Source organism: Oligoflexus tunisiensis (assembly GCF_001748245.1).
Taxonomy (GTDB): Bacteria; Bdellovibrionota_B; Oligoflexia; order Oligoflexales; family Oligoflexaceae; genus Oligoflexus; species Oligoflexus tunisiensis.
This window is the reverse complement of sequence record NZ_BDFO01000001.1, coordinates 837,433-849,900: the sequence shown is the minus strand read 5'-3', so window position 1 is coordinate 849,900 and position 12,468 is coordinate 837,433. Positions and strand designations below refer to the sequence as shown.

At 53.9% G+C, this 12,468-nt stretch carries 12 protein-coding genes; 8 read left to right on the top strand and 4 right to left on the bottom strand.

Going from position 1 to position 12,468, the window contains the following annotated elements; all coding sequences use genetic code 11:
• The first annotated feature begins 183 nt into the window (after window positions 1-183).
• The 5 genes from OLTU_RS03815 (at window position 184) to OLTU_RS03795 (ending at window position 5,910) form a co-directional block, all read left to right on the top strand.
• Window positions 184-873, top strand: a complete 690-nt coding sequence (locus OLTU_RS03815; protein WP_176736310.1) for a response regulator — start codon at window positions 184-186, stop codon at window positions 871-873.
• Window positions 874-982: 109 nt separating this feature from the next.
• The gene (gene ettA, locus OLTU_RS03810) at window positions 983-2,659 is read left to right on the top strand and encodes an energy-dependent translational throttle protein EttA (RefSeq protein ID WP_141731427.1); all 1,677 of its coding nucleotides are present in this window, start codon (window positions 983-985) and stop codon (window positions 2,657-2,659) included.
• Window positions 2,660-2,688: 29 nt separating this feature from the next.
• Window positions 2,689-4,215 carry a proline--tRNA ligase gene (gene proS, locus OLTU_RS03805; RefSeq protein WP_141731426.1) on the top strand — a complete coding sequence of 509 codons (1,527 nt, stop codon included), beginning with the start codon at window positions 2,689-2,691 and terminating at the stop codon, window positions 4,213-4,215.
• A 118-nt stretch (window positions 4,216-4,333) separates the two neighbouring features.
• Entirely contained in the window at window positions 4,334-4,831 is a 498-nt protein-coding gene (gene purE, locus OLTU_RS03800; protein ID WP_141731425.1) for a 5-(carboxyamino)imidazole ribonucleotide mutase, read from the top strand.
• Window positions 4,828-5,910, top strand: coding sequence for a 5-(carboxyamino)imidazole ribonucleotide synthase (locus OLTU_RS03795; protein WP_141731424.1), 1,083 nt, complete (start codon window positions 4,828-4,830; stop codon window positions 5,908-5,910). Before purE ends, OLTU_RS03795 begins: the two co-directional genes overlap by 4 nt.
• A gap of 5 nt (window positions 5,911-5,915) precedes the next feature.
• Here OLTU_RS03795 and dmeF read toward each other — a convergent pair whose 3' ends face one another.
• The 3 genes from dmeF to OLTU_RS03780 all read right to left on the bottom strand — a co-directional run bounded on the left by dmeF (window position 5,916) and on the right by OLTU_RS03780 (window position 9,096).
• On the bottom strand, window positions 5,916-6,875 hold the full coding sequence (gene dmeF / locus OLTU_RS03790; protein WP_141731423.1) for a CDF family Co(II)/Ni(II) efflux transporter DmeF: 960 nt from the start codon (window positions 6,873-6,875) through the stop codon (window positions 5,916-5,918).
• Window positions 6,876-6,992: 117 nt separating this feature from the next.
• A complete protein-coding gene (locus OLTU_RS03785) occupies window positions 6,993-8,108 on the bottom strand; it encodes an SGNH/GDSL hydrolase family protein (protein ID WP_141731422.1) in 1,116 nt (371 codons plus the stop codon).
• A gap of 76 nt (window positions 8,109-8,184) precedes the next feature.
• Complete coding sequence (locus tag OLTU_RS03780) at window positions 8,185-9,096, bottom strand: TIGR02147 family protein (RefSeq protein ID WP_141731421.1); 912 nt, start codon at window positions 9,094-9,096, stop codon at window positions 8,185-8,187.
• Window positions 9,097-9,414: 318 nt separating this feature from the next.
• On the opposite strand from OLTU_RS03780, the gene OLTU_RS03775 reads away from it, so the two are divergent.
• A complete protein-coding gene (locus OLTU_RS03775) occupies window positions 9,415-9,687 on the top strand; it encodes a LysR family transcriptional regulator (RefSeq protein WP_141731420.1) in 273 nt (90 codons plus the stop codon).
• 31 nt (window positions 9,688-9,718) lie between these two features.
• On the opposite strand, the gene OLTU_RS03770 is transcribed toward OLTU_RS03775, so the two are convergent.
• Window positions 9,719-9,991: an acylphosphatase gene (locus OLTU_RS03770; protein ID WP_141731419.1), complete on the bottom strand. Its 273-nt coding sequence runs from the start codon at window positions 9,989-9,991 to the stop codon at window positions 9,719-9,721.
• 119 nt (window positions 9,992-10,110) lie between these two features.
• On the opposite strand from OLTU_RS03770, the gene OLTU_RS03765 reads away from it, so the two are divergent.
• Window positions 10,111-11,379, top strand: coding sequence for an AAA family ATPase (locus tag OLTU_RS03765; RefSeq protein WP_141731418.1), 1,269 nt, complete (start codon window positions 10,111-10,113; stop codon window positions 11,377-11,379).
• Between the two features lie 89 nt (window positions 11,380-11,468).
• A complete protein-coding gene (gene fliG, locus OLTU_RS03760; protein ID WP_141731417.1) occupies window positions 11,469-12,467 on the top strand; it encodes a flagellar motor switch protein FliG in 999 nt (332 codons plus the stop codon).
• The last annotated feature ends 1 nt before the right edge of the window (window position 12,468 follow it).

Sequence of the window (12,468 nt, the reverse complement as noted above, 5' to 3'; positions counted from 1 at the left end):
CTTCTATTCAGTTTTCAAAGAACCTAACGAGTTTTTGCTTAACTTGCGTTTCGCTGTGCTCTCGTCGTGAGAAAGGGTTATACGGGAGCACCTGAAAACGGTCAAACACTTTTTTCCAAAATTTTCATGTTTTTAACTCCGTACGTTTGTGCCGAGTCACTTGATTCTTACATAGGCGTCAAGATGACTAAGTTCAAGCAGGTATTGGTCGCTTTTCAATTCCCACAGTTTTTTGAAATGTCTTCGTTAAGTTTTCCGGAAGCGTGGCCGAAAGAGTCTTTGTTATCGGTGAAGGCTGTTGGCTTTAGCCAAATTTCTAATAATTTTCGATTATTAGGCTGCAACATGATTAGTCTGAAATTACGATCGAAGATCTTTGCTCCCAAGGTCCTGGTGATCGATGATGAGGTGCAGCTCGCAGAAGTTTGCCGAGCCGTGCTGCAGAATGCGGGCGCCAAAGCCAAAGTCATCTATGATGGCGCCGACGCTGAGGAGGCGATCACCGCCTTTAAACCCGATATCATCATCTCAGATATCAAGATGCCTGAGGTGCGCGGTGATGAGCTGCTTGTCATGCTCCGCGATCATGGTTATCCAACACCAGTCATAATGGTAACGGGTCTGGAGAGAACCAAGATCTCCATCCCGAAGGATAGCCCCAACCTCTTCGCGCTCATCTATAAGCCCATAGAGTATGAGCAATTGGTGCGCACGGTTCAGAACTGCCTGAACATCATCGAGGCAAGGCAGTTAAACGACGCCCTCATGCAAAGACTCTATGAAGCCAGCAAATCGGAGCTGCCGTTCGAAGAGTGGCAAAATACCGCACTCGATCACCTTGTTGATACGATGAACAAGCGTCGGGCGTCCTGATTCAGAGGACGTCCTCTTCCCCTTTTCCCCCCTGTTAGATATGGCGATCCGTTGCCAAATCCTTTAGATTGTCCACCTCGATCGGATCATCTTCTACAGGTGGAAGTTCATGTCAGATAAAACCGTCATTTATTCGATGGTGGGTATGTCCAAGGTCCACGGTCAAAAGACTGTGCTGAAGAATATTTACCTCTCCTACTACTACGGCGCCAAGATCGGCGTGCTCGGGGCGAACGGCTCCGGTAAATCGACCCTGCTCCGCATCATGGCCGGTGTCGATCAGGATTTTACCGGTGAAGCCCATCTTTCCGAGGGCTATTCGGTCGGCTACCTCCCGCAGGAACCGGAATTGACCGCCGGCAAAACCGTCCGCCAAATCGTTGAAGAAGGTGTCGCGGAAGTCGCTGGACTCTTGCGTGAATTCGAAGAGATCAACCTCAAATTCGGCGAGGATATGAACGCCGGAGAAATGGATAGATTGATCACCCGCCAGGCGGAAGTTCAGGATCTTTTGGATCGCATGGACGCCTGGACTCTGGATGATCGTTTGAATTTCGCCATGGATGCTCTGAACTGTCCGCCTCAGGACCAGCTCGTGGATCATCTGTCCGGTGGTGAGCGCCGTCGCGTGGCTCTTTGCCGTCTCCTTTTGCAAAAGCCTGATATTCTTCTGCTCGACGAACCGACCAACCATCTGGACGCCGAGTCCGTGCGCTGGCTCGAAAAGCACTTGCAGGAATACAAGGGCACGATCATCGCCGTCACGCACGATCGTTACTTCCTCGACAATGTTGCTGGCTGGATCCTCGAACTGGATCGCGGCGAAGGCATTCCCTGGAAAGGCAACTACTCCTCCTGGCTTGAACAAAAGGACAAGCGCCTCGAGAACGAGGCCAAGTCCGAGGACCGTCGTCGCAAGAGCCTGCAGCAGGAATTGGAATGGGTTAAGATGGCTCCGCGAGCCCGTCAGGCGAAAAACAAGGCCCGTATTACCGCTTATGAAAAATTACTGGGCCAGGAGCAATCAAGCTACGAGAAGGAGCTGCAACTCTATATACCGCCCGGACCACGTCTTGGCGATATCGTGATCGAGGCCGAGCATGTGACCAAAACTTTTGGTGACAAGGTTCTGTACACCGATCTGAATTTCAAACTGCCCCCCGGTGGCATCGTCGGCATTATCGGTGCCAACGGTACCGGTAAAACCACGCTTTTCCGTATGATCGCCGGCCTGGATACTCCCGATGAGGGCAGCTTCCGCGTGGGTGCAACCGCGAAGGTCGGTTACATGGAACAGTCGCGCCTCAGCCTGGATCCTGAGAAGACGATCTACGAAACGATCTCGGAAGGTCGTGATGTCATCGCGCTCGGCAAGCAGGAAATCAACGCGCGGGCTTACGTCGGCAAGTTCAACTTCAGCGGTCAGGATCAGCAGAAAAAAGTCGGCTACCTGTCCGGTGGTGAGCGCAACCGTCTGCAGCTCGCCCTTCTTTGCAAATCCGGCGCTAACGTCCTGCTGATGGATGAACCGACCAACGACCTCGATATCACGACACTGCGTGCGCTCGAGGAGGCTTTGATCAACTTCGCCGGTTGCGCGGTGGTCATCAGTCACGACCGCTGGTTCCTCGACCGTATTGCGACCCACATCCTGGCCTTCGAAGGCGACAGCCAGGTCTATTGGTACGAAGGCAACTTCACCGAATACGAGGAGGATCGCCATCGTCGTCTGGGTGCAGAAGCCGATGTGCCCAAGCGTGTTCGTTTCGCCAAGCTTGAACGTTAATTGTCGCCCGACAGGATAGGACTGAAGTCATGAATAAAGCAGCGCAAACAGCCATCACCCCAACCCGTGCTGAAGATTATCCTGAGTGGTATCAGCAGGTCATCAAGGCCGCCGATCTCTCGGAAAACTCAGCTGTTCGCGGCTGCATGGTGATCAAACCCTGGGGTTATGCGATCTGGGAGAACATGCAAAAGGTTCTCGATGGCAAGTTCAAGGAAACGGGCCATGAGAATGCGTATTTCCCCCTGTTCATTCCACTGAGCTTTCTGGCCAAGGAAGCGGAGCACGTCGAAGGTTTTGCCAAGGAATGCGCGGTGGTCACTCACCATCGCCTTGAGCCTGGACCTGACGGCGGCCTGATTCCCGCACCCTCCAGCAAGCTGGACGAACCCCTCGTGGTGCGTCCAACCAGTGAAATGATCATCGGTGCCACCTATGCGAAATGGGTTCAGTCCTATCGTGATTTGCCGATTTTGATCAACCAGTGGGCCAACGTTGTGCGCTGGGAGATGCGGACCCGCATGTTCCTCCGCACCACCGAATTCCTCTGGCAGGAAGGTCATACCGTTCACGCGACCGCTGAGGAAGCTGTGGAAGAGACCTTCAAAATGCTCGACGTCTATGCGGACTTTGCCGAAAACTACATGGCGGTGCCCGTGATCAAAGGCGAAAAAGCCTCCTTCGAGCGTTTCCCTGGTGCGGACAACACCTATACGATCGAGGCCATGATGCAGGACCGCAAGGCTCTGCAGGCCGGGACTTCACACTTTTTGGGGCAAAACTTCTCCAAGGCGATGGACATTAAATTCCAGAATGAAAAAGGTGAGACGGCGATTGCCTGGACCACCTCCTGGGGTGTCTCGACCCGTTTGATCGGTGGACTGATCATGACCCACTCGGATGACGACGGTCTGGTGTTGCCACCGCGTCTTGCCCCTCGGCACGTCGTGATCATGCCGATCTATCGGAATGATGAGGAACGCACCAGGGTGCTGGCCTACTGTAAAAAACTGCAGACCGATATCGCCACGTCCACCTATGACGGTGAAAAAATCCGGGTGCTGCTCGACGACCGTGACATGCGTGGCGGCGAGAAAGCCTGGGGTCATATCAAGAAGGGTGTGCCGGTCCGTGTGGAAGTCGGCCCCCGTGATATGGATCAGAATGCAGTGTTTGTGGCTCAAAGAAACAAGGGGCACAAGGACAAGCAGGCGATTCCTCGGGATCAGTTCGTGGAATCCCTGCCGAAGATTTTGACCTCGATTCAGGATGATCTTTATCAGAAGGCTCTGGCCTACCGGAATGCCAACATGAGAAAAATTGATTCCATGGATGAGCTGAAAAAGTGGTTCACACCAAAGAACGAGGACAAGCCGGAAATTCACGGCGGATTCGCTCTGGTTCACGTCGCGGATGATCCTGCGATTGGGGCCACGCTGAAGGAAATGAAGCTCACGCACCGCTGTACGCCACTCGATGCGGAGAAGGATGCGGGCACGTGTCTTTTCACGGGCAAGCCGGTGGAGCGCCGTTCGATTATTGCGAAGTCCTATTGATGCCCTCGTGAGCTGAATCGAGAAAAGGGGGCGTTTTTGCCCCCTTTTTCGTTACTGGACAAGCCGGTTGGGCTGCTATACAACGATGCCGACATCAACAGAGTTGGGGTAATGAACGATGACTACGTCCATACAGGTCGGCGTTATCATGGGTTCCAAATCCGATTGGGAAACCATGATGCCCGCAGCCGAGATTTTGCAGTCCTGGAATATTCCCTTTGAAGCCAAGGTGGTGTCGGCTCACCGCACCCCCGAACTTTTGGTCAGCTATGCGAAAACCGCTGTCGAGCGTGGTCTGAAAGTGATCATCGCCGGAGCCGGTGGCGCGGCGCATCTGCCCGGCATGGTGGCTTCGCTGACGGATCTTCCGGTGATCGGTGTGCCGGTGCAATCGAAAGCCTTGAATGGTCTCGACTCCCTTCTGTCGATCGTGCAAATGCCCCGCGGTGTTCCCGTCGCAACCGTGGCCATCGGTTCCGCCGGTGCGGCGAACGCGGCTCTTTTGGCTTTGAAAATCCTGGGTCTTCAGGATCCGGATCTGCAAAAGCGTCTCGCAAAAAATCGTGCGGAAGTCGCCGCTGAAGTTTTGACTCAAAAATTGGAGTTACCGAAATGAGAGTCGGGTTTTTAGGTGGCGGGCAGCTGGCCCGCATGATGGGACTGGCCGGGTATCCTTTGGGGCTGCAGTTTCGCTGTCTGGATCCCAACCCCGAGTCGCCGGCCGCTGACGTGATGGAACACATTCAGGCGCCCTTAAACGACCCCGATGCCCTCCGGCAGTTTTCCCATGGCCTGGATTGCATTACGATAGAAAGTGAAAACATCCCCGTTGCCACCCTCGAAAATCTCCTGCTTCACGGTTCGAAAATAAATCCTGGCATCAAAGCCCTCGCCACTTCCCAGGATCGTCTCTACGAAAAAAACACCTTCCAAAAGCTCGGCATTCCGACGGCGGATTTTACGAATATTGCCAGTCGCGAAGAGCTGGAGAACGCAGTGCGCACCCGCGGTGGGGCTTTCATCTTAAAAACCAGGCGCGAAGGTTATGACGGCAAGGGCCAGTTCCGCATCAAATCCCCTGCGGATGTGGATGCAGCCTGGGCGGCACTCGGCGGTCGGGATTTGATTCTCGAGAAATGGCTCACCTTTGATGCCGAATGTTCCTTGATTTCAGTCCGGGATCCACAAGGAAATACCCGCTTCTATCCGCTGGTGCACAATGTTCACAAGGATGGCATCCTCTTCACAACCGAGCCCTGGACAGCCTTTTCAAACAAGGATCTGCAAAGCAAGGCTGAGGCTTATGCACAAAAGGTGATGCAGGAACTCGATTACGTCGGCGTGCTGACCATTGAATTTTTTGTGATGAATGAAGACCTGGTGGCGAATGAAATGGCCCCGCGTGTTCATAACTCGGGCCATTGGACCATTGAAGGGGCTTATACGAGCCAGTTCGAAAATCACCTCCGGGCCATCATGGGTTTACCCCTGGGATCCACCGCCCTGCGTGAACCCTTCACCATGATCAACGTCATCAGTCAGATGCCGGAATCTTCACGACTGCTTGGCATCGACGGCCTTTGCTTGCATGATTATCGCAAGAAGGCGGCTCCCAAACGCAAACTGGGGCACATCACTCTGCTGCGCCCCAGTCAGGATAAATATGATTCCATTATCAGGCAGCTGGGCCACTGAAACCTTCAAGCCTGCCGATTCACTTCCACCGTAACATGCACCAGCTCGTCATGCACACTCAGGGCCTTCTTGAAATAGGAAGGCTCCACCGGCTCCTTCACGGAAACCGCCAGAATACAGGAAAACTTCCCTTTCCCCACGCGCCCCACATGCAGGTCGGTAATCGTCGCCTGAACCGGCAAATTCCGAATCACGTCCTTGATCTCATCAACCACCGGCGCATTCATCTCCGCATCCAGAAGAATCCGTCCCGAATCCCGAATCAATCCAAACGCCCAGATCGCCACCAGGACCGCACCGACGATCCCCATCAAGGGATCCATCCAGTCCCAGCCCCACAATTTGCCGCTGAACAACGCAATAATCGCCAGCACAGATGTGGCCGCATCGGTCACCACATGCACATAGGCTGAGCGCAAATTCAAATCATGACCATGATCATGCTTATGATCGTGGCCGTGTCCATGATCATGATGGTGATGATCATGCTCGTGGTCATGGCTGTGACCATGCCCGTCCTTCAGAAGCCACGCACAAAGCACATTCGTCGCCAGCCCCAGGACGGCAATCGCAATCGCTTCATTATAACGAATGGCAGCCGGCGTAATGAACCGTTCCACCGATTCAAACAGCATCATCCCGGCCACACCCAGCAAAAAGATGGCGCTGGTATAGCCCCCCAGAACTTCGATCTTCCAGGTCCCAAAACTAAAATGCGAGTGCCCCGCCAGCTTCCGCGCCGCGGCATAAGCCGCCACCGAAAGCCCAAGTGCCAGCGCATGCGAGGACATATGCCAGCCATCCGCCAGCAGCGCCATGGAATTGAACCACCAGCCGCCAATGATTTCCACAACCATCACCACGGCGGTCAGGATCACCGCACGCATGGTGTTGCGTTCCGCCAGAGGGTTGCCTGCATCAAACACGTGGGAGTGATCGCCTTGAATACCGTGCGGCCTTGTCATTGTCTTTTACTTCCGTGAACAGAATGGGGGCTTGTCCTTGCATCATCATAACCCGGCGTTGCGTCCAACGTCATAATTTTTGCGGGCGGCGGGAAGTCAGTCAATCCGGATCAGATATCAGGGCATGGCCTTGCGCATGGCCTCATCCACCATCTTTGCCAGCTTCAAGTGACCCTTCAGGCTCAGATGAAAGCAGTCATTGCTGATATCCTCGCCGATAAATATAAGGTCCGAGGTTTCCCGCAGATGGTGTATCTTGAACGACGGGTGCACATCCGCCAGCTTTTTCGCCAGCTTCTCCAGCTCCTGCCGATACGCGGCCAGCATTCCGGACAAACGCAGCTGCACCTCCGTGCCGCCTTCCTCATGCACCGAAAAAAGCGAAGGGCAATATCCCCGTGGCCCCTGCCCAAACATCAGACCAAAGATAAACTTGTCGCTCATCCCTTCCTTCAGGATCTCGCCCGTTGGACTTTGAAAACGCCCGCTCTGCAGATCCCGACAGGTCAGATCCTGTCCATAGGCCTTCACCGGCCGTGCAAGAATATCGGGCGAACTCACCGTCTGCAAAATCCCCAGCGGATCCAGCAGCCAAATATGCGTTGCACTGTGATCAGGCTGAGCATTTCGAATGAAATAGCGCAGCGCCGCTTCCTGATGTTTCGCATAATCTGCCGCCTCAGTCGCAAATTCTGCTTGCGGGGCACAGAGGTCATTGCCGGTAAAAAACATGAAAACATGTCGCGGGGCCTTTGAGTCTGTCGCATCCAGCAGACGATCGACCTGCCGCGTGGCATGCTCGGAACGTTCCCCATCCCGCGCTGCGATGAATATCTCATGCGGGCTGACCTTCCGTTTCCGGCCAAGCAGATAGCCCCAGCTGTATTCCTCTGTGTCCAGATAACGACGGCCCAGGGTGAACATCGCGCTGTCCGTCACCCAACTGAACGGGTTGCTGAACTCCCTGGGCGAAAATTCCAATCGTCGTGGCGGGAGCGCCGGCTTTTCGATCGGTTCCCAGGTCTCCTTGAGGATTTGGTAATATTCAGGTCCCGGACTGAGATCCACCTTGCCCGCAAAAATCTCGCTTAAAACGTCCAGATCAAAGCGCAGCGTTTCATGCGCAGCTCCCCCGGTGCTGATGCTATCGCCCAAAAAAGCGACCGTATCACCCCTTACAGGCCCGGCCCAGGTCATCAGACCGGCCAGGAGCCAACCCCAATATTTACGCATGGTGTCTCCGCTGAAGATAGCAGCGGAAGTTTTGACGTTTCCGCTGAAGATAGCAGCGGAGTCTTGACGGCTCCGCTTAGGAAGGCTGCGGAGTTTTGCGGCTGTCGTCCTTGGTTGAACACTCGGAGACGGGGAAGAACTGCGTGCTAAGGCAGTAGACCGTATCCTTCGCTCCAATATCGACATCCATTCTCTCCGCGAGTCTGTTGCATGTTTCACGCAGGGTAGCCATCAGCTGCGGCAGATTTTTTTCGGCAACTGCAACCATGTAGCTATGCATGGCGTGTGGGCGTGTCTCATCGACCGCCTCAATGGCCTTCCATAGTATCTGTCTGCAGAATTTTTGGAAAGACTCGGATTCGACTGACCCGACAAAGTTTTGCTGGGCCTTGACCAGTTCCAGGCGCCCCTCGTCGTTGCGCTTCAAGAGCCCCAGCCTTTCAAGGCGCTGCAAGGCGTCCTTGGCCTGCTCCACGGGGATCCGCAGGCTTTTAGCAATGTAATCCGGTTCGGCCTTCACATGATCAAGGCGGAGCAGTTCCATCACCGCGAGATTGTACCAGTCAGAAATTAAATGGAAGGTGTCATCACCGATCAAATCCGCAAGAGGCGAACGGCGGAACCTCTGCAACCTTATGCGGGCCGCTTCACGCAGGAGGCGACTGCGACCGTGCTGGCTTTCCACCAGGTCGAGGAAATACTGGGTTTCCTCTTCACTGAATCGCATCAGTCGCGCAATTTGCTGCGCTACTTGAGTTGACACACCCTGCTTGCCGTGTAAAATCTCGCTAAGTCTGCTGGGTGTTAGCGCGAGGTCACGTGCAAATGCTCCTTGCGAATAGCGAGGATTCTGTTTGATGCGACGTGCCAGTTCGCCATGGAGAATCTCGCGATAATCCTGATGCTTCAACACATCCATCAGACCCACTCCGGACAAAGGAGGACAAAAATCCTCGTTGGTTCGTAAGGCTTCAGGCACAAGGGCCATGGAGCTCCGTCTACGTCTCGACCTTGGGCGGCAACTCGGGGAAAAGAATCATGCACCTTTTGTATGCCAGCCAACAGTCTGCTGGCAAGCTCCGCCTGGTGTCACGGACCCTTTCGCATGAAAAAAACGATCCACTGTGGTTAAACTTTTGTATCGTGCCCAGGTACGCCAGAACAACAAGGCAAAAATACGGGAGAACTTCCCAGAATATTTTGTTTGACCAAAAAGTTGACCTCTTGGCCAGTTTTGTTTTCAATAGGGGGAAACTACCCGTACGTGAACCCAGGGGAAACCTTTCAGGAGTGAAGAGGCTGCGTCATGGAACCACAAAGCGAAAAATATAAGAAACTTCGCATGCTTGACATCGACGACTTGATCCTCCTGCAGCATTTGCTGAGGGGCGGACGACCTTCGACAGGAGCGGCGTTGCTTGGCTTGACCCCACCAGCGGTGAGCCACAGACTTCGGAAAATTGAAGATGTCTTTGAAATCAAGTTGTTTGATCGGATTGGCTCGAAGCTGAGTTTGAACAATGCGGGCAAGGCCCTGTCAGAAAAGGCCGATCGCGCTCTGCTTCTGATGAGCAACTGAGGCCCGTGAGCATCCACGATGTCTGTTCGACTCATCTTCTGATTTCAAAGCCTTTGAGCTGCAGAGCGGTGACATCCTGGACCTCATAACTGTGAATGTATCCAGTGAATCTATCCTGAATGGCTCGCAATAACGCAGCCAGCACCTCTTCCTCACCCTCGGCATGCATTTCCACCCGTCCGTCCGGAAGATTTTGCACAAAACCACGAACAGGAAATGCTGCGGCCAGGCTTTGCGTATGGTAACGAAAGCCCACGCCTTGCACGCGGCCCTTGAAGAAATAGCGTTTCGCGACTGTGGTCATTTAAGAGTCTCCTTTCCAGCGAGGCTCCATGATGACACCAGAATACTTCATCTTTCTATTCGCATTTTCCCACAACCCACATGCGCGTATAGTGAAACCGAACAACTGCCGGGACCGTCATGAGCCATCGTAAAGAACCCGATCCAGAAAACGCCCAAAGAGACTTCGAGGATTTCGTGCATCAACGATTCAGCGGCAGTTTCCCCAATTTTTCAAGCGCCGTGCAACCGCCACCACCACGCCGCGACCCGCGCGAGGAGGACGCCACGAACTGGGACTGGGAATTTCCCTACAAACCAAAGGACGTGAAGCGTTTCCTGGACCGCTCCATCATGAAGCAGGATGAAGCGAAGCGTGCCCTGGCGATTGCCATCTGCGATCATTACAACCAGGTGAAAGCCGTCTATAACGGCACCGACGCCGGCACCGAGGAATACACCAAGCAAAACATTCTGCTCCTCGGACCCAGCGGCGTGGGCAAAACCTATCTGATTCGCAAAATTGCCGAGCTCATCGGTGTGCCTTTCGTCAAAGCCGATGCCACAAAATTCAGCGAAACTGGGTACGTCGGCGCCAATGTCGAAGACCTCGTTCGCGAGCTCGTCAGTCAGGCGCGGGGTGATCTCCGCAAAGCGGAATGTGGCTTGATTTATTTGGACGAGGCTGACAAGCTCGCGTCCCGTCAGCGATCTCCTGGTCGCGATGTCAACGGGAGAGGAGTACAGTTTGGCCTACTTCGTCTTATGGAAGAAACCGAAATCGATCTGCGTTCCGGCCATGATCTACAATCGCAGCTCCAGACAATTATGGATTTCCAGCGCGGCAAGCTCGGTCGCGGGAAGATCAGCACGAAGCATATACTCTTCATTGTCAGTGGAGCCTTTACTGGACTTGAAGACATTATCCTCCGAAGAATCGGACGAGGTGCGCTCGGGTTCCAAACGGATCATACCCGGATCCCAGACGTAAACGGTCCCATCTTCGATCAAGCTACCAGTGAAGACTTTGTTACCTTTGGCTTTGAACCGGAATTCATCGGCCGTCTTCCGGTCCGCGTTGCGTGTCATCCCTTGAGCAAGGATGACCTTCTCAGCATCATGCTGAATTCCGAGGGTTCCATCCTCCGGCAGTATCAAAAATCTTTTCGTGCCTATGACATCGATCTGCGTTTTAGCGCGGACGCGCTGGATCGGATTGCGTCGCTCGCCCATGCGGAGAAAACCGGAGCGCGGGGGCTGATGACGATCTGTGAGAAAATTCTGCGGCCTTTCAAGTTTGAGCTTCCCTCGACCATGATTCGGGATCTGGAGGTTACGAGCGAGATGGTGACCGATCCGCAGGGGTTTTTGGAGCGACTGCTCCTGGATTATGAGAATACGTTGCATTGATAACTTAACTTATTGATATTATTTAAATAATAAGCATCAAGACCAGACCGTAAGCAGCCGATAAAGACCTTAAGAAATTGAGGTTTTTCATGGCTGCACGCAAATTCAATCCATCTCAAAAAGCTGCCATCCTTCTCCTGTCCCTGGGAGAGGAACTCGCGGCCGAGATCTTCCGCGGCATGAGCCCGAGTGAAGTGCGGACTGTCGGTACCGCACTGAAGCAGCTCGGGAGAGTGGAGCAGGCGGACATTGATGCGGTCTTGAAAGAATTCCTTGCAGCTCTGAACACCACAGCCAAAGGCATGAACAAGGACACCGCGGACTTTGCCCAGAAGGCCATCCAGCTCGCCTTCAAGGGTGACAAGGGTCAACAGATTGCCAAACAGCTCGGCCGCGGTCCTGCAAAAATGCGGTCCCTTGAGATCACCGATGCCACAACCCTGGCCCGCATTATGCAACTCGAGCATCCGCAGACCATAGCCATGATCCTCGCGCATGCGACATCCGACAAGGCCAGCGCCGTACTATTACAGCTCCATGAATCGCTGCGGACCGAGATTATGGTCCGTCTTTCCAAACTCGAACCCATCGATCCGGACCTGGTGATGGAAATCGATCAGCATATTTTGCAGGAAGTCGAACGAATGGGGTCGCTGGGTCAGAGAAAGCTCGGTGGCAGTCGAAAGGTGGCGGAGATCCTGAATCACCTCGACAAGGAAGGTCTGCAGCTGCTGGAAAAGATCGAAGAGCGGAATCCCGATCTGTCCGAGGAAATCCGGCAGAAGATGTTTACCTTTGATGATCTCGTTCTGATTGATTCCCGTGGTGTTCAGGAGCTGATCAAGGTTGTGCCGCGGGGGTCATTAACCCTGGCCCTGCGTGGGACCACGGAAACCATCAAAAACCTTTTCTATAAAAATATGTCGGAACGTTCCGCAAAAATGCTCGCGGATGACATCGATGCCCTGGGTCCCCAGAAGCAAAGTGATATTTTGAAAGCGCAGCATGAAGTCTTGAGCGAGGTAAGGAAGCTCGAGGAGGATGGGCGCCTCGTGATCGATCGCGACCAGAAGCGCCAGGTCAGTTGAC

Bases quoted from the DNA above. Each gene is read 5' to 3' on its own strand.
- OLTU_RS03815 (WP_176736310.1), top strand. From the start codon at position 184: ATGACTAAGTTCAAGCAGGTATTGGTCGCTTTTCAATTCCCACAGTTT.
- ettA (WP_141731427.1), top strand. From the start codon at position 983: ATGTCAGATAAAACCGTCATTTATTCGATGGTGGGTATGTCCAAGGTC.
- proS (WP_141731426.1), top strand. From the start codon at position 2,689: ATGAATAAAGCAGCGCAAACAGCCATCACCCCAACCCGTGCTGAAGAT.
- purE (WP_141731425.1), top strand. From the start codon at position 4,334: ATGACTACGTCCATACAGGTCGGCGTTATCATGGGTTCCAAATCCGAT.
- OLTU_RS03795 (WP_141731424.1), top strand. From the start codon at position 4,828: ATGAGAGTCGGGTTTTTAGGTGGCGGGCAGCTGGCCCGCATGATGGGA.
- dmeF (WP_141731423.1), bottom strand. From the start codon at position 6,875: ATGACAAGGCCGCACGGTATTCAAGGCGATCACTCCCACGTGTTTGAT.
- OLTU_RS03785 (WP_141731422.1), bottom strand. From the start codon at position 8,108: ATGCGTAAATATTGGGGTTGGCTCCTGGCCGGTCTGATGACCTGGGCC.
- OLTU_RS03780 (WP_141731421.1), bottom strand. From the start codon at position 9,096: ATGGCCCTTGTGCCTGAAGCCTTACGAACCAACGAGGATTTTTGTCCT.
- OLTU_RS03775 (WP_141731420.1), top strand. From the start codon at position 9,415: ATGGAACCACAAAGCGAAAAATATAAGAAACTTCGCATGCTTGACATC.
- OLTU_RS03770 (WP_141731419.1), bottom strand. From the start codon at position 9,991: ATGACCACAGTCGCGAAACGCTATTTCTTCAAGGGCCGCGTGCAAGGC.
- OLTU_RS03765 (WP_141731418.1), top strand. From the start codon at position 10,111: ATGAGCCATCGTAAAGAACCCGATCCAGAAAACGCCCAAAGAGACTTC.
- fliG (WP_141731417.1), top strand. From the start codon at position 11,469: ATGGCTGCACGCAAATTCAATCCATCTCAAAAAGCTGCCATCCTTCTC.